This is a genomic window from Azospirillum canadense, from assembly GCF_025961225.1.
Taxonomy (GTDB): Bacteria; Pseudomonadota; Alphaproteobacteria; order Azospirillales; family Azospirillaceae; genus Azospirillum; species Azospirillum canadense.
The window spans coordinates 56,026-76,321 of record NZ_JAOQNG010000008.1; the positions used below are offsets into that span (position 1 = coordinate 56,026).

Sequence of the window (20,296 nt, forward strand, 5' to 3'; positions counted from 1 at the left end):
ATGACGGAAATGAATCTACGCGGCATCCTCGGCGCCGGTGGCGGCAAAAGCGGCGGGTCGTCCGGGGCGGGCGCCGTCGAGGATCCAAACAACCTGCAATCCAACACGATCGCCCGCTTCCTCGACGTCATCGCCGAGGGCGAAATTGGCGGCTTGGTGGACGGCGCGAAGTCGATCTACATCAACGGCACGCCGCTGCAGGCGAGCGACGGCACCTACAATTTCGCGGGCGTCTCGTGGCAGTCGCGCAATGGCACGACCTGGCAGGCACCGGTCGCCGGGTTCAGCGACGTCGAGCACGAGGTCAACCTCAACAACCGCAAGATCACCGTCGCGGGCTCGCCCGGTCCGCTCATCACGACCATCGAGAATGGCACCATCGACCGCTTGCGCGTCACGATGGCCGTCGACGCGCTGACGCAGCAGGACACCAGCAACGGCAACCTGCATGGTGCGGCGGTCCAGTACGCGATCGACACCCGCCCGGAAGGCGGCGCCTGGACCGAGGTCCTGAACGACACCATCAGCGGCAAGACCACGTCGACCTTCCCCAAGGCTGTCTATGTGAGCAAGCCGGCCGGCGCGACTGGGCGGTGGGATTTCCGGGTCCGGCGCCTCACGCCGGACTCCACGACCGTCACGCTGCGCAACGACCTGTACGTCGTCAGCTACACCGAGATCACCGACAGCTGGCTGGTCTACCCCGACACTGCCCTGATGGCGGTGGAGATCGACGCCAAGCAGTTCGGCTCCAGCATTCCAGACCGCACCTACGAGGTGTGGGGGCGCAAGATCCGCGTGCCGGCCAACTACGACCCGGTCGCCCGCACATACGCGATCAGCGGGCCCGGAACGTCGGGGGGTATCTGGGATGGCAGCTTCAAACTGGCGGTGACCGACAACCCGGCCTGGGTTCTCTACGACCTGTTGACTGATGAGCGGGCGGGCCTCGGCGCGGTGTTCGGCGGATTGGCGCCGGATAAGGGCAGCTTCTACCAGATCGCCAAATATTGCGACGCTAGCATTCCCGATGGCTTCGGCGGCACGGAACCGCGCTTCCGCTGCTCGTGCGTCCTCAACACGCGGGAGGAGGCTTACAAGGTCCTCCAGTCGATCGCATCGAGCTTCCGCGGCATGCTCTATTGGGCGAGCGGCACGGTCTACGCAGCCGCCGACATGCCGGCGGATCCGGCGAAGCTGGTCACGCCGGCCAACGTCATCGACGGCCTGATCAGTTACGAGGGCACGGCGCTCAAGGCCCGCCATTCGGTCGTCGCGGTGACATGGTACGACCCGGCCGACGGCTACAAGCCGGCCGTCGAGTTGGTCGAGGATCCGGAACTGATCGCGCTCTACGGCTGGCGGCAGGCTGACGTGACGGCCTACGGCTGCACCTCGCGCGGCCAGGCGCGCCGCCAGGGTCTGTGGGTCCTCAACAGCGAACGCTATGAGACCGAGACCGCGACCTGGACAGCCGCCCTCGACCACGCCGACGTGAAACCGGGCGACATCGTGGAGATCCGCGACCCGGTGCGGGCCGGCGTGCGCTTCGGCGGACGACTGGCGGGCGTCACCGACGCGCACCGGGTCACGCTCGACGCTCCCGTCGATCTGGCTGCCGGACACAGCTATCAGCTTTCTGTGATGCTGCCCACCGGCGCCGTCGAGTCCCGCCCGGTGGTCACCGACGGGCAGGCCAAGACGCTGCTGACGCTCGACCTCGACACGCCCTACTCGATGACGCCGGAGGTCGGCAAGGTGTGGGCGCTGGTCGGCACCGACGTATCGTCGTCGCTGTGGCGCGTCGTCGCCAACCAGCAGAGCGAGGCGCACCTCTACAAGATCACCGCGCTCAAGCACGACAGCACCAAATACGCGCGCATCGAGCTGGGCCTCAAGATCGACCCGCTGGCCTACACGCGCCTGACCACCGGCGACGCAGTTCCGGCCCCGCAGAACGTCACCGTCACCAAGCAGACCTACTCGGTGCCGGGCGGGCTGCGCACCCGCTTCCTGTTGAGCTGGTCGCCGCCGAACAGCGCCATCGTGTCCGCCTACCAGGTGCAGTACGAGACGCCGTCCGGCCTGTGGGTCGACGCCGGCAAGATCGTCACCGTCAGCTACGAGATCAACGACCTTGAGATCGGCAGCTACCGCTTCCGCGTCCGCTCGCTGACCAAGGACAACCGCGGCTCCAGCTGGGTGATGGCGTCGTCGACGGTCGCCGCGACGGACGAGGAGTTCGCCGCGCCGCCGCAGACGCCGACCCAGCTGACGCTGAACACCAGCGTCTACGAGGACGAGCGCGCCGGCACGACGCTGGTCGCGCTCGGCGCCGCCTGGGTGCCCGGCTTCGACAGCGACATCAAGCATTTTGAGGTCGCGCACAAGCGCACCAGCGACACCGAGTGGACGGTCGACCGCACCACCGACACGGTGAAGACCTGGTGGGTCGACGCCGGCACCGAGTACCACGTCAAGGTGCGCGCGGTCGATCTGCTCGACCAGCCCTCGGCCTACACCGCGGACGCCGTCATCACCTCGGCGATTCCGCTGACCAAGCCGAGCGCCCCGGCGCTGAGCGACGCCACGCTGAACGAGCACAACCTCGGCGAAACGACGGTGCGGCGTAAGGTCGACGTGCACTGGGCGGCCAACCCGGTCGAGGAGCGCGTCAGCTCCTACATCGTCATGGTCGGCAGCGCCGCGCTGCAGGGCGGCTTCGAGATGCCGGCCACCGGCACGTCCTACAGCTACGAGTGGACGGGCTCGCGCGGGCCCGGCTACACGCACGTCCGTGTCAGAGCCGTCAACGTCAAGGGCCAGAAGTCGGATTGGTCGGCCTGGTTCCCGTTGACCGTCGTCGCCGACACCACGCCGCCGGCCGACCCGACCGGCCTGACCGCCTCGCCCGGCCTGCGCCTGCTCAACTGGTCCTGGACGAACCCGACCGACGACGACTTCGCCGGCGTTGAGGTCTACGTCTCGGCGACGAGCGCCCGGCCGGCGACGCCGGTCACCACGACCTTCCTGTCGCAGTACACGATCACCGACCTGCCGGCCAACGCGCGCCGGTACCTGTGGCTGCGCGCCAAGGACGCCAGCGACAATTTCGGCAACTTCGTCGGCCCGGCCGCGGTCACGACCGGCGCCATCGTCGCCGGCGACTTCGACGCCGGGGCGCCGGCGACGCCGACCGGGCTGGCCCTGGCGCAGAACAACGCGCCGCTGGCCGACGGCACGCTGTCGACGCGCCTGAACATCACCTGGACCGCCAACAGCGAATCTGACCTCGACGGCTACGAGCTGGAGGTGCGTGAGGGGCTGACCGCCGGCTGGCCGGGCAACGCCGCCACGCCGACCGGCATTCCGGCGGGCAACACGACGGCCTACGCGCTCACCGTGCGCGCGGGCTTCACCTACGGCGTCAAGATCCGCGCCAAGGACTTCCTCGGCCAGACCTCGGGCTGGTCGGCGGAGGTCGTGCTCGGCGTCACCGGCGACGCGGTTGGCCCGGCCAAGCCGACCGGCGTGCAGACGACCGCGCTATTCCAGGCGATCCGCGTCGACTGGGTGAACCCGAGCGACGCCGACTTCGACCAGGTGCGCGTCTGGGCCAACACGAGCAGCGACGCCGCGACGAAGACGCTGGTCTGGGAGGGCCACGCCTCGTCCTTCACACACGAGGTCAACACCGCCGGGGCGACGCGCTACTACTGGCTCGAAGCGCTCGATATCAGCGGCAACCCGTCGGGCTTCACCGGCCCGTACAGCGCGACGACCGCGACCCTGTCGGCCGGCAGCTTCGCGTCCGACGCCCAGCCGGTGAAGACCGTCACCGCCAACCCGCTTGCCGCCGGCAACCTGAACAACGGCAGCCTCGGCGGCGGCGCGACGACGATCAGCTACGGCGGCCGCCTCTACACCTGGGATGGCGCGAAGTGGGTCGACGCGGTTAGCGCGAGCAACCTCTCCGGCCAGATCGGTGACGGCCAGATCAGTGGCGTCAGCACGGGCAAGCTGTCCGGCACGATCGCCGACAACCAGATCGCCGGGCTCAGCGCGGCCAAGGTCACGGGCGACCTGACCAACGCCCAGATCAACGTCAGCAAGCTCCAGGGCCAGATCGCCAACAGCCAGCTCGGCACCGGGATCGACGCCGCCAAGCTGTCGGGCGACATCACCAACGCCACCATGGCGGCCGGCAAGATCACCGGGCAGATCACGCAGACCCAGATCACCGACGGCGCCATCAGCACGCCGAAGCTGGCGGCGGGCTCGGTGGTCGCTTCCAAGCTGGCCGTCGTTCCGAACAACCTGTGCCCCGATCCGTTGTTCCTCGACCAGTCCTTCTGGACGCCGGACGCGGGCGGCTGGTTCTTCGAGAAGACTACCAACGCGAACGAACTCGGCACCTTCTCCTACGTCGTCCTGTGGGATGGGTCCTACACCGGGTCCGCGCGCAGGCACGTCTGGTCACCCGCGCTACCCTACGCGGGGGCCAACCGCACGCTGCGTTTCCGCGCCCGCGGTGCGGTGACCAACACCACGCAGACGGTCTACGCCGGGGTTCAGTGTTGGGACAATGCCAACAACTTCCTCGCCATGACCTCGGTGTCCTGGGGAGCGAGCCCGGCCGGAACGGGTGTGAGTGTTCAGGAAAGCACCATCGTCGTCCCGGCGAACACAGCGCTCCTGAAACTCGTGGTCTTCCAGGACGGCACCGCGCCTTGGAAGGGCGTCGCCAAAGTCTCCGAGGTGGAGCTGTGCGAGGCCGCCACCGCCTCGATGATCGTCGATGGCGCCGTCGTGGCCGGCAAGATCGCCACCAACGCGGTGACCGCCGGCACCGTCGCGGCCGGCGTGATCTCGGCGCGGGAGATCCAGACCGGGGCCATCACGGCGTCGAAGATCGGCGTGACCGATCTCACGAACTTGGTGCCCAACAATCTGTTCGACGACAACGCCGCCGGCTGGTATCGCGCGAGCGGGCAGCCGGTGTCGCTGCTCACGACTTGGGGCGCCGACTGGGGACCGAACGGCGCGCTGCGCGTCGAGCCCAACGAATGGCACTACTCGCCGCGCTTCGAGGTCGAGCCTCTGCGCGAATACTATGTGTCGTCCTACATCACGACCAACAACACCGGCCTGGTCGACCTGTTCATCGACTTCCTCGACAAGAACGGAGGCTTCCTCTCCAACGCCCAGCTGATCACCTCCAAGCCGTTTCCGGACAACTCCACGATCTCCGGCTCCTTCACGGTTCCGGCGAACACCTTCTACGCGCGGGTCTGCTACCGGAAGTCCGTCAACTACATGGCGGTCGGTCATCCAACCGTCCGCATGAAGAACAACGGCAGCTTGATCGTCGACGGGACGATCCAGTCCAACCATGTCGCGTCCCAGGCGATCACCACCAGCAAGCTGCTGGTCGCCTCGACCGGCGCGGCGCTCAACGCCGACCCGAGCCTGCTGGACATTTCGGCGTGGCAGTATTGGGACGGCGGATCGGCCCAGGCGCTTTTCACGATGGTGAGCGATGGCGCGGCCGGCAACAACGTCGTCCGCTCCCTGGGCGGCCACGTCAACGGGACGTGGATGTATGCCCGGCAGCGCATCGCGGTCGACCCGACAAAGTCCTACCGGGTGCGCTGCCTCGCGCGCCGGTCCTCCGACGCGACCGGCCTCTTCTACATGGGCGTCGCGGCGTTCGACTTCCAAGGCAACAACCTGGACAGCGGCGGCAACGGCGGCCGCGGTGGCAGCCAGTGGTTCTACGCCGCGTCGGCGGTGACGCCCGGCACGGGCTGGACGACCTACGTCGGCCGCTTTGGCGCCGGGACTGACCTGCCGATCCCGAGCAACGTCAAGACCATCAGCCCGCTGTTCATTTTGAACTACGGCTCCGGCGCGGCTGGCTACATGGAGGTCCAGGACCTCCGCCTGGAAGAGTGCGTCCCCGGCTCGCTGATCGTGGACGGCGCCATCACCGGCGACAAGGTGGCGGCAAACGCCATCTCGGCCCGGCACATCGTCATCTCCGACGCCGAGAACCTGATCCCGGACAACGCCTTCCTGGACGCCAACTCCTGGGTTTACGCCGGCACTTGGGCGGGACCCGCTGCGGGCCGCGTCGGGTTGGCGGCGGTCTCGGGGTGGCGCACGGCCTACGGCTACGAGTTCCGCTCCTACGAAGGCAACATCTGCTCGCAACCCTTCACGATGATCCCTGGGGACCAGTATCGGTTCGGGTTCCAGGGCTGGTCGAACTCCAGCGACATCTCCATCGAGATGTGGGTTCACAACGAAGAGACCGACTACTGGTATCGCCTCGGCTTCTGGTATCCGAACGGCAGTCTTGTCGATTACGCCTTCACCTGGACGGCGCCGTCTGATCTTCGCCGCGCTCGCTTCCACCTGATCCGCCGTGGCGGGACCAGCGCCACCAACGTTTGGGCGACGGTCGCGGCCCCTTACTGCCGGCGTCTGAACGGCGGCGAGCTAATCGTCGATGGCGCGGTGACCGCCAACAAGATCGGCGCGCTCGCGGTCACCGGCGACAAGGTCGCGGCGGGCACGCTGACGGTCGACAAGCTCGCCGTTTTCTCGACCGGCAACTTGATGGCCGGGGCGGACCTGTCCGCCGGCAAGACCTATTGGAATCTCAGCTGGAACCAGAACAACAACCCGCATGACTTCGGTCAGGATGGTCCCGACGCCAATTGGTATCCGGTCGGTGGGCACTCGCTGTTCGTCCACCAGACCAGCGGCGGTGCTGGGATCATCGATTACAAGTATATGCACCCGAGTGTCGGCGGCCTCTCCGAGCGCGTTCCCGTCGAGCCTGGAAAGTATGTCGAGTTCAGCTTCTACGCCCTCGCGCACCGCTGCTCCGTGGTGGCGCTGCTCATCTTCGATGACGCCAACGGCAACTACATCACGGAAATTCCGTCTGCCCCCTGCACCACGCCGGGGACGAACGGGAAGCAGTTGTCGCTTTGGGTTCGCCTCTGGGTCAAGGCCCAGGTGCCGAGCAACGCCGCGACCGTGCGCCTCATCATGCGCAAGAGCGGCACCGACGCCGGGCAGAGCGACAGCTGGGCCTTCTGGACGCATCCCTTCTACGGGTATTGCGGCGCGAACGCCACGGAGCCCCAACCCTGGCAGCCGGGCGGCTCGACCGCGATCTCCGGCGCGAGCCTGGTCACCGGTTCCATCGTCGCCGACAAGCTGGCGGTGAACTCCGTCACGGCCAATGCCATTGCTGCTGGCGCGGTCACCGTTGACAAGCTGGCGGCGAACAGCATCACCGCGACCAAGCTGGCGCTCGGCGATCTGACCAACCTCGTCCCGGACAACAACCTGGACGAAATGTCGTGGGGCAACTGGAACGCCAATGGCTCGCTGACCAGGGTCAACGCGACGGGTGACTGGCGGGCCACGCGGATTTTCCAGGTGGATATGCCTGGAAACGACTGGTGCCATGTCGCCTCCGGCAATTTTCGCGTCGAGCCGGGTAAATCCTACCGCATCTCCGGCATGTTCCAGAGGAACGGGTCGGCGACGGGGACTGCGACGATCTATGTGGATTGGCTCACCTGGGACGGGCAGTGGATTTACAACGCGGGCAACTGGGACCAGTCGGTGGGGAACACCGGCCCGCAGGAAATCGCCGCAACGCTCGTTGCTCCAGCCAACGCGGCGTTTGCCCGTCTGCTCTACCGTATCGGCAGCACGGCGACCGGCCGGTGGTTCTTCGGCGGCGCCATCGTCAAGCGGCTGTATGGCGGCGAGCTGATCGTCGACGGGACGATCACCACCAACCACATGGGCGCCAACACGATCAACGGCGATCGGATCACCGGCGGCACCATCGCCGGCGACAAGATCACCGCCGGCACGATCACCGGCGACCGCCTGGCGCTCGGCTTCGCGAAGATGGACGCAATCCGCGTCGTCGGGCACAGCAACAACGTCACGGCCGGCCCGACCAACGGCGTCTACATCAACAACGCGCGGCGCGGCGAGAACCTGACGCGCGGCCTCAACGCCTGGGCGTTCGACCGCAGCACGCACGCCTTCATCGAGTTCCGCTCCTGGGACCTCTACGGCAACTATAGCCTTGCCGGCGACATGATGAACTGGCTGAACGCCCAGGGCAGCGACCGCCTGATCTTCATCGCCAGCTACGACGCCCATCGGGTTGCGGACGACGGCCTGCTGACCGCGCTGAAGCGCATCGGCGCCTCCAGCGCCGCCAAGACCGCCGACGCCAACCGCTACCCCTACGCCCTGATCGGCTGGGGCGGGCTGGGCGAGGGCAACGGCCTCGAAATGCGCAAGGATGGCAACAGCACCGTCCCGGCCGAGGTGTCGACGCTGTGGTGCGACAGCAACGTCTTCGGGATTTCCACCGGCTCCGGTCCGTTCACGACGATCGAGCCCGGCCGGATCCTGGTCGGTGGCACCAACGGCCTCGACGGCTACTTCAACGGCACCACCATCGACGGCGGCAAGCTCACCGCCAACAGCGTCCAGGGCGACCGCATCATCGCCGGGACGATGTCGGGCGACCGCATCGCCGCCGGCTCGCTCGGCGTGTCGGCGCTCGCCACCTTCGCCACCGCGAACATGCTGGTCAACAGTGACTTCGCGGGCGGCACCTGGGGTTGGCAGTATACTGGCACCAACAATGGCGTTCCCCATAACTACGGCATTGATTTGCCCGGATGGTTCCCGGTCGGTTCTCACGCGCTCTACATCGAGCAACTGAGCGGAACGTCGGGAGGTGTCTTTGATGCCTACTACCGACACCCGAACGCCGCCGCCGGGTGGCCCCGGCTCCCCATCGAACCTGGGCAGACCTACGAGTTCTCGGCCTATACCGGCAATCATCGCTGCTCTGGGAACCTCTACATCGCTTGGTATGACTCGGCGGGGAATGGTCTTGGCACCACGGCGCTCACGGCGGCCTGCACCAACAACGCCGAAGCCGGAGGCGGGCAGTTGTTGTCGGGGTGGAAGCGGCTGTGGGTCAAGGGGACCGCACCGAGCAACGCGGCCTACGCGGAACCGGTGATCCGCAAGAACAACACCTTCTCGGGCCAAGCGAACAGCTACATGTTCGTTGCCTACGTCTTCTTCGGCGTCTGCGGTATCAACGCGACGGGACCGCAACCGTGGGCTCCGGCGGGTCAGACGACCATCCTGGGCGACCAGATCAGCACCGGCACGTTGAACGCCAACCGCATCGTCGCCGGCACGATCACCGGCAATCTGATCGGCAACGCCGAGCTGGGCACGCTGAAGCTGGCGGGCAACGCGGTGACGGTGCCCTCGGCCGGCTACTACCCGGAGGAGGTTTGGGTCGGCAATGTCTTCACCGACAACCCGGCGGCGTGGTGGTACGGCTCGACGGCCGACTTCGTCAGCGACGGCTCGCCGGTCCTTCTCGTCGGGTCGTTCGTGGCGCGCATTGATGACGGCGGGTCGTCGACCAACAACAACTGCGCCGGCTGGATCGAGCGCGTGAACTGGGGCGACAGCAACAACATCACGCGCATCACCAGCCAATCGATCTTCCTGCAAAACCTCGCGGTGGGCACCTCCTGGCCGTCGAACGCCGGTTGCTTCACGGCGGTTGCCGTCGACTACCCGCCGGCCGGCATGACCGTCCGATACAAGATCATGGCGGCGAAGGGCAAAGGCGCCGGCTCGCCGAACGTCTGGGTCTCTAATCGCGGTATCTATCATATGGCCTGCAAACGGTGATGAGCATGAGCGACGAGACGGAAACCCTCCAGGTCACCATCCAGGTCAGCCCCTACGACGCGGCCACCGGCCGCGTCCTCGGCACGCTGACCCTGCCGCCATCCGGGCTGCCGCTCCAGACCGTGCCGCTCTACCTGGGCGTGCTTGACAGCGCGACGCAGTACGTCGACCCGGCGAGCGGCGAGGCGCGCGAGCGCCCGCTCCTCGACCTCACCGTCGACACGACGACGATCCGCGCCGACGGATCCGACGTGGCGACGATCAGCGGCATCCCGCCGGGCACCGTCGTCTACTCACCGCTCGGCCGCCACGTCATCGACGACGGCGTGCTCGAATACACGACCGTCTACCCGGGCGACCACCGCTTCGTCATCGACGCCTTTCCCGCGCAGCGCCAGGAGGTCACGATCCATGCGAATTAACAACGCCCCCGCCGACTGGAGCGGCGTGCGCGCCCGGCGCGACCAGCTGCTCGTCGCCTGCGACTGGACGCAGATGCCCGACGCGCCGCTCGACGCCGCGCTCAAGGAGGCTTGGCGCGCCTACCGCCAGCAGCTCCGCGATCTCACCGACACCTTCTCCGACCCGACCGCCGTCGTGTGGCCGGCGCAGCCGACCGAGGCGTCGCCCGCGCCACCGCCGGTCCCCACCAGCATCAGCGATCGCCAGTTCTTCCAGCAGCTTGCGACCGTCGGCATCATCTCGCAGGCCGAGGCTCTGGCCGCGGTGAAGACCGGCGCCATTCCGGCGGCGCTCGCCGGAATCCTCGACGCCCTGCCGGACGACCAGAAGTTCGCCGCCGAGATGCTGCTCAGTGGGGCGACGACCTTTGAACGCGCTCACCCGCTGTCGGTCGCCATCGGCACGGCCCGCGGCATGACGGCGGCGGAGGTCGACGCCTTCTTCCGCGCGGCGGCGGCGCTGTGACCCCGCGCGCCTTCCTGCTCAACCTGGCCGTCGCCGTCGACCAGCTCGCGAGCGCGCTGACCGGCGGGGCGGCCGACGAGACGATTTCCAGCCGTCTCGGCAAGGCGCAGCGCGGCGACTATGGGCCGCGCTGGCGGACCGCCACCGCGCCGCTGCGGTGGCTGGTCGACGCCCTGTTCCGTCTGCTGACCGGACAACCGGATCACTGCCGCACGCACATCGAAGAGGATGAGGGCTGGGACAAGCTGACGCCCTGATCCACCGCGACAAGACACCAATCCGGCCGCCATCGTGCGGCCGCCCGCACCCAAGGAGAATCGCCATGCAAAGCCCCGACCTGTGCACCGCCCTCATCGGCCTGATCGACACCGCCTACAAGGCCGGCGACCACCTCGACGCCGACGGCGCCGTCAAGCGCGACTGGCTCTACGCGGCCGTGGCGATGGCCGCGATCGGCCACAGCGCCCGCGACCGCATCGCCACGCTGGCCGCCGCCGCGCTGTCGAGCCTGAGCAACTCCGAGCGCACCGCCTTCGCCGACGCCTACGAGCTGCCGCCGGCGGTGACGCGCCTGCTGATGGCCGGGCCGGTCGAGTGGCCGGTGCTGCCCGCCGCGGCGCCGGTGATCCCGGTCTACGTGCCGCCGGCGCCCACGGCCGAGGATCCGGACGACGAGAGCCCCGCGCGCGAAGCGGCCGACGCCGGATGATTTGCCGCGCCAAGCTGCTCTCCCTGGCCGCCGGTGGGCGGATTTTTTATGGAGGACACGCATGAACACACTCACCATCGCCACTGTTGCGTTGCTGCTGGCCTGCGCCTGCCGGGAACGCGGCCAATGGCACAGTTGGCTCGGCACGACGGGGGCCCGCGTGCTGTTCTGGGGATTTCCCGTTGGCGCTGTCTCGTACGCGCTCACCGGCGCGGCATGGCCGTCCATGGCGTCGGGGGCGCTCGCCTATGTTGGCATGGCAGTGATCCCACATGGGGCAGGGCAAAACCTGGCCGTGGCGTGGTCGGGTCCGGTCGACGACGGACTCGCTGGCATCAATCGCGCCGAGCGTATGGGTTATATGGCAACGGCCTGGGCCGCGCGTATGTGGCTGATCGCGCTGCCCCTCGCGCCAGAGCATCCGGCCGCGCTGTGGCTGCCGATCATCGGCGCGTGGGCAGCAGTCGCCTACCTACTCGGCCTTTATCTGCCAGTATTCCACTGGCGGCTGACCTGCGCAACGGAGTGGGGCGAGTTTCTGACCGGCCTTGGCGTCGGCGCCGCGCTCGCCGGCGCCCTCTAATCACAGCGCTCCGGCGTTCATGGCACCTTGGCCGTGTCGCAGATGTAAATCACGTTCCACCTTAGGAACGCCGAGGTGATCCCGCTCGGCACCGCCGATACGTTCACGATCTCCGGCTTCGTCGCGCAAGATGCGGTCGTGTATCGGTCAACATCACGGCGCATCTGGTCCTGGTTGTTGTCCGACAGTCCGCTCAGTGTCCAGAGCGGGCGGCCGTCTTTCATGCCGGACAGGGCGGGCATCGACTGCGGGCCTGTGCAGGCGGCCAGAGTGATGAGAGCGGCGAGGGCGGATAAGCGAATCATGAGGTCTAGCTTCGCTGGTCTGCTGAGACTGTCAAGACAAAGGTGGCCTTGGAGCCATAGGCCAACGGTCAGGGCGTCGCCCGCGCCCCGCGACAAGACATCAACCCGGCCGCCGCGTGCGGCCATTTTCATGCCCGAGAGGAGGTCATCGACAATGTACGCACCGAAGCCTTTGCCGCGCGGAATCCGCAATAGAAACCCCGGCAACCTACGCCACGGCGACGACTGGCAAGGCCTGTCCGCCACCCAGGGCGATGCGGCCTTCTGCCAGTTCGACGATCCGGTCTACGGCCTGCGCGCCCTGATGCGGGTGCTGCTGAATTACCGCAGGAAGGCGGACGAGCAGGGGAAGCGGATCGTCACCATCCGGCAGGCGATCAACCGCTGGGCCCCGCCGAAGGAGAACGACACCAACGCCTACGTGAACACGGTGGCCCGCCGCCTCGGTGTCGATCCGGACGCACCGGTCGATTGGGGCTTTCCGGAGACGCTGATCGGTATGGCCCGCGCCATCGTCACTCACGAGAACGGCCGGACCCCGCAGGACTGTCCGGCCGACTGGTATAGCCCTGAGCAGTATCACCGGGCCGCCATGATGGCGCTCGGCCTGGTGGGGGCGTAGGGGGCGGTTCGCGGCGTGTGCATGCTGAGCCAAGCTCCCCCGCCACTAACGCCCGAAGCGTCTTCGCGAACCGGTCCCAGCGTAACGCACCCAAGCGTCATCCACCAGCCGCCCGGCGCCCGCTCGGCGGCTTTTCTCATGCCCGAAAGGAGGGCTTTATGCTCCAACTTCTTCCCCTGCTGATGCCGATCATCCAGGACCTGATCGGCCGCATCCCCGATCCGCAGGCCCAGGCCAAGGCGGCGGCCGAAATGCAGACCAAGCTCATCGACGTGCTGTCTGCGAGCGATGCGGCGCAGCTGCAGGTGAACGCCGCGGAGGCGGCCAACCCGTCGGTGTTCGTGTCGGGCTGGCGTCCTTTCGTCGGGTGGCTCTGCGCGATCGGCCTGGGCGTACAGACCATCGCCTATCCACTGGTCGGCTGGACGCTGTCGGTCTACTCGCCCGGCACGCGCCTGCCGCAGATCGACACCGAGACGCTCCTCGCCCTCCTGTTCCCGATGCTCGGCATCGGTGCGTACAGGACGATCGAGAAGGTCAAGGGCGTGGCAAAATGACTGCGCTTGGAATTGCTGCGGGGCTGATTATCGGCTTCGCAGCCGGCCTCCTCTTCGTCGCGTGGAAGGCGAACGAGGCGGAGCGGCTCTATTCCAAGACGCGTAGGTGGCCGGGGTGATTAGCTTACCCGGGCCGGAAAGGGCAGTCGTACAACGGGCCACTCGGCAGCGGAGTGGCCCAGTGCCCAACCAGATCAGGCCGCCGACCTGACCCGAGTGATGCACGGAGTGGTGAGCGGCTCCATCGCGCTCGGCCTGTACTCGGTCCCAGTTTCTTGGAGCCAGTTCGCCAGTTTCTGGTCCGCGCTCCGGATGTGCAGCAGGAACCAATTCAGAATGAAACGGCCAAGAACGTGACGAATTTCCTCTTCGGAAGCCTTGTCCTCGGCCAATCGATGCATCTCGGCTTCGGCGCGGTCGTGCATGGCCTTGTGGTCCGCGTGGAGAGGATAGCCGGCCTCCTGCATCACTATCTCTTCATTGGTGAAGTGGGTCTCCGTGTACAGCAGCGTCTCGGCAAGCATTTGGCCGATGGTCTCGCCGTCGGGCGTCCCCTCGCCGTTGAAGCGGTCGAGCAGCCGCACGAACTCGCGGTGCTCGGCGTCAATCGCGTCAATACCAACGAGCGGGATGGGGAGGAGTGACTCTGACATGGTGATTCCTGCACGGCCTATGCGCCGGCAGATAGCGGAGAATTGTTTTGAACGCAAATGAATTGCCTGCCGAACGGCCTGCGTCAGGCTGCCGCACCCGGCCTGCCACAGGCCATGGCGGTGTCCACAATGAGTGGAACGGTCCCGATTACGTCGGGACCGTCTCCAGTTTGGCGCGGAGCGCCGCGATGCGCTCATCCAGGCGCGCCCGCTCCGCCTCGAGGCGGGCAAGCTCGGCGCGGTCGGCGTCCTCTTGGCTGCCGACCGTCACCGCCGTCGTCGCGCTCCGGAGCGCCTTCCCATAGGCGTCCATCGCCTTGACGGTGGCGGTCGGGCTCAGAATGCCGTCGGCCACCGCTTTGTCGACAGCCTCATCGCCGAACGCCGACAATTTCTTCAGCAAGCGTTGCGCCGCGTCCGCCTTAGCGGGTTCGCTCTCCCACTCTTCCTGCTTGCCAGGCAGAAGCTTCTGGTCGATCACCTCTGCCACGCGCATCAGCCGGCGCAGCTTGGACGGGTGTTCGCCCACCAGGGCGGCGACACGGTCCAGCGCCTGCATCACCGCGCCATGCTCGAAGCTGTTCAGGCCAACGCGGATGATCTTGCCGAGGCGCACGGCCTCGGCCTTCCCGCGCTGCCACGCGTCGACAGCCAGCTCCTCGAATTGTTCAACGTTGAAAAATCTGTCCGGAATAGCCGGCGTTTCGTCGCGTTGCGGCGGCAGCACCTCCCCGGACGCCACCGGTGACGCGGCCACCGCTTGGCTCGGCATCTGCGACGCCAGCGGCGCGAGCGCGGTTTCCAGGTAGGCCTTCGACACCGGCGGAAGCTCCTTCTTCCGCGTAGCCTTTTTCACGATGTCGACGTCGATTCCCGCGGCCTGGCTCTTACGCGGCGGCATGGGCGTCCTCCAGCATCGCGAGCGCTTCCCGAACCACCGCCGTCACGTCCTCACGGATGGACATGTCATCCAGCGGCGAGCCCGTGTAGCTGGCCCCCTGGTAGGCGGCACGCTGCGGCAGCTGCGCGTCGAGCACCGGAACGCCGAGCGCCGCGAGCTGCCCGCGGGTGTGGCTGGTCACCTTGGCCTGTGGGTTGACGCGCATCATCACCGCGGCGTGCGCAATCGAAGCGGCGGGGTTGTGCTTCCGCGCCATGGCGATGGCGTTCGTTACATGGCCGTGGGTGCGCAGGGCCTCGCCGAGATCCTTGTTGTCCGCCTGGACGGGGATCAGGACAAGATCGGCGGCGCCGATGGCGTAAACGAGGGCCTTCGCCTGCGCGCCGGCCACGTCGATCAGCACGAAGTCCACCGCCGCGCTCGCCTCGTCCACGGCGCTGATCACATCGTCCTCGCCAACGCCGCGGCACTCGATCTCACCCGCTATGTGCGCCCACGCCGAGAGGTTCTTGTTCGGATCGGTGTCCAGGCATCGCACCGACGCTCCGGCCCGCCGCAGATAGTCGGCCAGGCACATGGTGAGCGTGGTTTTGCCAGCACCGCCTTTGGTGGTCGCGATGGCAATCGTTGGCATGAAGGTCTCCCCTGTGGTGGCGAGCGTATTGGAAAGCCGGATGTCAGCGGAGGTTTTCGGTCTCGGCGATGGCCGCCGCGACAACCGGAACCCATTTGGCGAGATTTTCAGGAGCGGTCGCTCCCTTCGGCAGCGCAACGCCCGCGGCCTCGGCGTGCTTGACCCACCGCATGCGGGTCTGAATGTCGGCTCCTTGCATCCACGCGAGGGCCAGCCGCACCAGGCGGGCCTCCTCCTGCTCCTCGACCTTGATCTTCCGCTCGCCGCGACGCTGCACGCGCGCCTTATCCAATTCACGGGCAGCGGCTGCCGCGGCGGCGGGGTCCTTGCGGTCGATCCAAAATGTCACCTCGACGACCTTTCCGCCCCCGCGGCCGCGCCCTTCGCGGCGCTCCGACATGCGGACGCGGAACTCGGCGAGATCGTTGATCTCCTCGATCGCCGGCTGGATGGCCCGGACGTTGAAATCCTTCCAGTCCTTCAGCTTGTCGCGACAGCCGAACAGGTCGCGCAATTCGGACGTTTTGACAGGCCAGAACGGCGCCTCGGCGTTGCGGTCGGCGTAGCGCTTCAGGATCTCGTACAGGATCAGCGCGTACTTGGACTCGAACTGGTAGACGACCTTCAGGGAGATGTAGGAGTACAGCGCCGGCTCGATCAGCCGCTCCGCCAGCCCCTTCGGGAAGCTGTAGGTCAACTCGCCCGTGCGCTCAACCAACTCGCATTCACCGAGCAGCTGGGACGACCGCCACACCTCACCGCGCGACGAATCCAGGTAGTTGAACTGGACCATGGTCTGCTGCAGGCGGGTGATGCTGGCCTTGATGCGCCGGTTGCTCGTGTCCTCGATCCCGTCCCGGGCCGCGGCGGCGAACGACCGTATTTCGGACATCTTGACAGTGTGCGCGTCGACCTTGCCCAGATCGCGGTAGGCCGCGGCCAGCAAGTGGTTGAACAGCCGCCGGTCGGCCAGGGTCAGGCTGCCCTCTGGCTCGCTGATTTCCACCGCACCAGTCGATTTGGGGAACTGGCTGGGGTATTTGACCGGGCTGTTCGCGCTCATGCCGCCATCTTCTTCGGACAAGCGGTGATTCGGCAAGTCCGAAAAGCCTGTCAAAATGTCCGAAAATGCGATGTCACTGGCGAGATGTCCGAAAACGGCCGTGCGGCCTGACGAGACGTCCGAAAAAGGCCGGAGCCCTGACGAGATGTCCGGTAGTGGCTGGCCAACTGTCCGATAGAGGCTGACGGGATGTCCGAATCACCCGACCAAACGTCCGAACCTGCCTCGCAGCCTCTTGATTCTACAGCGTGAATCGCTCCCTAGGAATCTAGAGGAATCTTAGGAATCCAGGAAAAGGCCTTTTCGGACATTTGGACAGAAGGAGGGGCCGAAGCCCGCAGCGCCAGCGACTCGGACGCGACTCGGCAATTCGGACATGTCGACAGGTGGGGCGTCGCGCGGCTGTCGGATCCGTGTTGCGGCAGCAGAGCGGGGCGCTTGGCGAGGCGCCCCGGTATCGCGCGTCAGTCGTCCAGCAAGCCGCGGACGGCAGCCCCGGCCCGCACGTTGCCGTACCAATGGCGCGCCCGCAGATTGCAGGGTCTGTCCGAGCCGCCCAAGGCGCGGGGAAGGATGTGATCGATCTCCCAGCCGTGAGGGGAGGAGCGGTCACCGTGGTCGGTTACATGCATCCAGTATTGATCGGTGTCGAGTTTCCAGTCGCCGAACGGGAAGTCGGGATGGGTCGGGACACTGTTCCAAGCGAGCCATTTGCGAACATCGGCGGAGCAGGGGACGGGAATGGCGCACAGCAAACACATGCTCGGTCTCCTTCGTTGGGCAGGCCGGCGTCGTCCGACGCGGGCGGTGCGGTGTGTCTCCACAATGGGGAGGCAGGGACTGGGCGTCAAGCGCCGGCGGGAGGCGCGGCCGATTGCCCAATGATACAAATTGGAGAATATACTTCCGAGAGCGGAGGGGCGTGCTGGAGCGGCTCCGTTTTGGGGCGGTTGGACCGCTGGCGCGCCCGAATTCCGGCCGCCGGATTAGCCGCGACAAGGCGGATTATCGCGGCTGATGAGGGATGACAGCGGGGCTGAAGCTTGGCAGAATGCCGCTCCGCGTCCGTCGTCCACCCCGCCCCCGTGAGAGCCCGCATGGCAGACACCGCCCAGAACGGCCGCGCCGCCGAAAAGTACGTCGACTACCTGCTCACCGCCGCCGGTCTGCACAGCATGAACGTCAACGCCGTCGAGCAGAACACCCCGAACATCGACATCATCGCCTGGGCGGCGGACGGCACCGAGTACCGCATTTCCGTGAAGTCGGGCGCTTACCGGCACATGGCGCAAGCCGCGCATTCCGAGGGTTTCGCCAAGGCGGGCGGGCGCGCGTTCAACACCAAGCCCGGACCGCGGGCGACGCACGTGGCGCTGGTCGCGAATGGCGGGCCGGGCGACATCCGCGTGGCGTTTCTGCCGGTCGCCGAGGCCGAAGCCCTCGTGAAGACGCGCATCGAGACGTGGAAGACCACGCGGAAGCGGGATGGAGCGCTGCGCAAGGATTTCCCGGTCTACCTGGTGTTCGAAGGCCTAAAAGCGTGCCATTCCAGCGAGCTCATCCCGGAACGCTATCACGGGGTCGCCGCCCTGTTGCGGGATCCAACCACGGCGGCCGACTGTGCGGACGCGCCGGCATGACGCTTCCGGTGCCTGTGCCCCCGGCGCCGCCAACGGCGTCCGGCGCTCTCGAGCGCTCCGTTGACCGGGCCCGCGCCTACGCCGCCCAGGCCCGCGCGGCCAATACCGCGCGCGCCTACCGCGCCGCGTGGGACGCCTTCGTCGGCTGGTGCGCCGCGCGCGCCCTCGATCCGTGGGCGAACGACCCGGCGGCGGTGGCGCTGTTCCTCGCCGACGAGGCCGCCGCCGGCCGCAAGATGAGCACGTTGCGGCTGCGGCTGGCGGCGATCGCCGCGAACCACCGCGCCATCGGCACGCCGCTCGACACCCGTGACGCCCGGCTGCGCGCCGTCCTGGCCGGCGTCGCCCGCGTCCACGGCTCGCGGCCGCGGCAAGCCGCCCCGCTGCGCCCGGCGCAACTCCGGGACATGGTGGCGGCGTTGCCAGGGACGCCGGCCGGTGCCCGTGATCGCGCGCTGTTACTGCTGGGATTCGCCGCGGCGCTGCGGCGGAGCGAACTGGTCGCGCTCGAGCGCGCCGACGTCCGTCGCGACGAACGCGGCCTGCTGCTGCTCATCCGCGCCTCGAAGACCGACCAGGGCGGGGAAGGGCAGGAGGTCGCCGTGCCGAAGGGGCGCAGCGCCGCGACCTGCCCGGTGGCCGCGCTCGACGCCTGGCTCGCCGTGCGCGGCGATGGCCCGGGGCCGCTGCTGCGCGCCGTTTCGAAGGCCGGGCGGGTGCTGGAGCGCGGCCTGCACCCCGGCACCGTGGCCGACGTCGTGAAGGCGGCGGCCTGGCGCATCGGCCTGGATCCGGCGCTGCTCTCCGGGCACAGCCTGCGCGCCGGGCTGGCCACCGCCGCCGCCGCGCAAGGCGCCCAACTGCACCAGATCATGAAGCAGACCCGGCACAAGAGCGCCGACGTCGCCCGCACCTACATCCGCGAGGCCGAGCTCTGGCAGGACAACGTGGCGGGGCTGGTGCTGTGACGAGGGCGTTGGGCTGTCGCACGGTGATCTGCGATGTGTCCGGGGCTCTTCGTTACGTGCAGGCGCTCGCAATCATCACCAAATTCTGCTCAGATTGACTGCGGCGGGTGACGCCGTCGTGCTCACATTCGGTGCGTTTGTGCTCGATCAGATGCCCCGTGCTCGCGATCGCAGACGGCCGCTCGCATTCGATGAAACGTTCCATTCGGCGATAGACCTTGGGATGGCATTGTCTCAGATATCGAGAAACAATCCTGTCGAGACACGCTGAGACGTCTCAACGCAACGCCTGAGCAGGGTAAACTCAAGAGATACAGGGCGGGGAGATGGAGCATGGTTAATGTGTATGCTTGCGCGTTTGGCGAAGAGGAACGAAATGAGGATATGCGGTCAATAGCCACCATTCTCAGGCTCAGACTTCTGGTCGGTGAAGGAGTGACGAATGTTCCTCCTCCAGCCATAGAACTGTTAACCGCAAACTTCGATCGAAGAAAATGGGCAGAGCTGAGTGGTTTGATATGCCATCTAGGATGGAAAGCTAGTGAGGTTGGAGGTAAGCTAGTTGGGTGTCAATTTTGGAGCGCTGCGGCTTACTACCGGATAAAAAATGCCTGGGAAGGCGTGTCACATGGCAGGGATGCGCAAGGAAAACAATTTGCAGAGTTTGCGCAGTTTCTTGGGAGAAAGGATTGGGGAGGCATAGGGATTGAGCACGAGCACGTCCATCGATTGGAGGATCTCCCAGGCCTTGTCCAGCAAACATGGGTGAGACTGAGGAATGGCGATGAGTGGCAGCAGATAGGGGAGTTGAAACGCCTTCTCATCCGATGCGCAGTGGGTTGCGTCGTAACAAGGGAAGAGCATCAACGCGTACACCGCATTCCGTCCCAAGAGGAGAACCCGTGGTTACGCTACGCGCAGCCAAATACTCCGATCCTCCTGCATCCGCGCGACCAATGGCCA

18 protein-coding genes are annotated in these 20,296 nt (G+C 66.8%); 10 read left to right on the forward strand and 8 right to left on the reverse strand.

Annotated elements, in window-relative coordinates:
• From gpJ to M2351_RS34180, 6 genes are all read left to right on the forward strand, one after another.
• Positions 1–9,771, forward strand: coding sequence for a TipJ family phage tail tip protein (gene gpJ / locus M2351_RS34155; protein ID WP_264660475.1), 9,771 nt, complete (start codon positions 1–3; stop codon positions 9,769–9,771).
• 5 nt (positions 9,772–9,776) lie between these two features.
• The gene (locus M2351_RS34160) at positions 9,777–10,193 is read left to right on the forward strand and encodes a hypothetical protein (protein WP_264660476.1); all 417 of its coding nucleotides are present in this window, start codon (positions 9,777–9,779) and stop codon (positions 10,191–10,193) included.
• On the forward strand, positions 10,183–10,698 hold the full coding sequence (locus M2351_RS34165) for a tail fiber assembly protein (RefSeq protein WP_264660477.1): 516 nt from the start codon (positions 10,183–10,185) through the stop codon (positions 10,696–10,698). The genes M2351_RS34160 and M2351_RS34165 overlap by 11 nt, the downstream gene beginning before the upstream one ends.
• On the forward strand, positions 10,695–10,955 hold the full coding sequence (locus tag M2351_RS34170) for a hypothetical protein (RefSeq protein ID WP_264660478.1): 261 nt from the start codon (positions 10,695–10,697) through the stop codon (positions 10,953–10,955). Before M2351_RS34165 ends, M2351_RS34170 begins: the two co-directional genes overlap by 4 nt.
• A 65-nt stretch (positions 10,956–11,020) precedes the next feature.
• Positions 11,021–11,407 carry a hypothetical protein gene (locus tag M2351_RS34175; RefSeq protein WP_264660479.1) on the forward strand — a complete coding sequence of 129 codons (387 nt, stop codon included), beginning with the start codon at positions 11,021–11,023 and terminating at the stop codon, positions 11,405–11,407.
• A 61-nt stretch (positions 11,408–11,468) separates the two neighbouring features.
• Complete coding sequence (locus M2351_RS34180; RefSeq protein ID WP_264660480.1) at positions 11,469–11,990, forward strand: hypothetical protein; 522 nt, start codon at positions 11,469–11,471, stop codon at positions 11,988–11,990.
• Positions 11,991–12,007: 17 nt separating this feature from the next.
• On the opposite strand, the gene M2351_RS34185 is transcribed toward M2351_RS34180, so the two are convergent.
• Positions 12,008–12,295 carry a hypothetical protein gene (locus M2351_RS34185; RefSeq protein WP_264660481.1) on the reverse strand — a complete coding sequence of 96 codons (288 nt, stop codon included), beginning with the start codon at positions 12,293–12,295 and terminating at the stop codon, positions 12,008–12,010.
• A 154-nt stretch (positions 12,296–12,449) separates the two neighbouring features.
• Between M2351_RS34185 and M2351_RS34190 the strand changes: the two genes are divergently transcribed.
• Both M2351_RS34190 and M2351_RS34195 read left to right on the forward strand, forming a co-directional pair.
• On the forward strand, positions 12,450–12,917 hold the full coding sequence (locus tag M2351_RS34190; RefSeq protein WP_264660482.1) for a structural protein: 468 nt from the start codon (positions 12,450–12,452) through the stop codon (positions 12,915–12,917).
• A gap of 158 nt (positions 12,918–13,075) precedes the next feature.
• On the forward strand, positions 13,076–13,474 hold the full coding sequence (locus M2351_RS34195; protein WP_264660483.1) for a holin family protein: 399 nt from the start codon (positions 13,076–13,078) through the stop codon (positions 13,472–13,474).
• Positions 13,475–13,668: 194 nt separating this feature from the next.
• On the opposite strand, the gene M2351_RS34200 is transcribed toward M2351_RS34195, so the two are convergent.
• From M2351_RS34200 to M2351_RS34220, 5 genes are all read right to left on the reverse strand, one after another.
• Positions 13,669–14,127: a bacteriohemerythrin gene (locus tag M2351_RS34200; RefSeq protein WP_264660484.1), complete on the reverse strand. Its 459-nt coding sequence runs from the start codon at positions 14,125–14,127 to the stop codon at positions 13,669–13,671.
• Between the two features lie 148 nt (positions 14,128–14,275).
• Positions 14,276–15,028 (reverse strand): hypothetical protein, encoded by a 753-nt coding sequence (locus tag M2351_RS34205; RefSeq protein WP_264660485.1) that lies wholly within the window; start codon positions 15,026–15,028, stop codon positions 14,276–14,278.
• Positions 15,015–15,662: a ParA family protein gene (locus M2351_RS34210; protein WP_264660486.1), complete on the reverse strand. Its 648-nt coding sequence runs from the start codon at positions 15,660–15,662 to the stop codon at positions 15,015–15,017. Before M2351_RS34210 ends, M2351_RS34205 begins: the two co-directional genes overlap by 14 nt.
• A 43-nt stretch (positions 15,663–15,705) precedes the next feature.
• Positions 15,706–16,725 carry a replication initiation protein gene (locus tag M2351_RS34215; protein ID WP_264660487.1) on the reverse strand — a complete coding sequence of 340 codons (1,020 nt, stop codon included), beginning with the start codon at positions 16,723–16,725 and terminating at the stop codon, positions 15,706–15,708.
• Between the two features lie 464 nt (positions 16,726–17,189).
• Entirely contained in the window at positions 17,190–17,486 is a 297-nt protein-coding gene (locus M2351_RS34220; RefSeq protein ID WP_264660488.1) for an HNH endonuclease, read from the reverse strand.
• Between the two features lie 336 nt (positions 17,487–17,822).
• Between M2351_RS34220 and M2351_RS34225 the strand changes: the two genes are divergently transcribed.
• Positions 17,823–18,365 (forward strand): hypothetical protein, encoded by a 543-nt coding sequence (locus M2351_RS34225; RefSeq protein WP_264660489.1) that lies wholly within the window; start codon positions 17,823–17,825, stop codon positions 18,363–18,365.
• Complete coding sequence (locus M2351_RS34230) at positions 18,362–19,333, forward strand: tyrosine-type recombinase/integrase (RefSeq protein WP_264660490.1); 972 nt, start codon at positions 18,362–18,364, stop codon at positions 19,331–19,333. Before M2351_RS34225 ends, M2351_RS34230 begins: the two co-directional genes overlap by 4 nt.
• Positions 19,334–19,385: 52 nt before the next feature.
• Here the strand turns inward: M2351_RS34230 and M2351_RS34235 are convergent, their stop codons facing one another.
• Together M2351_RS34235 and M2351_RS34240 are read right to left on the reverse strand one after the other, a co-directional pair.
• The gene (locus M2351_RS34235; protein ID WP_264660491.1) at positions 19,386–19,538 is read right to left on the reverse strand and encodes a hypothetical protein; all 153 of its coding nucleotides are present in this window, start codon (positions 19,536–19,538) and stop codon (positions 19,386–19,388) included.
• Between the two features lie 419 nt (positions 19,539–19,957).
• Positions 19,958–20,209 (reverse strand): hypothetical protein, encoded by a 252-nt coding sequence (locus M2351_RS34240; protein ID WP_264660492.1) that lies wholly within the window; start codon positions 20,207–20,209, stop codon positions 19,958–19,960.
• Between the last annotated feature and the right edge of the window lie 87 nt (positions 20,210–20,296).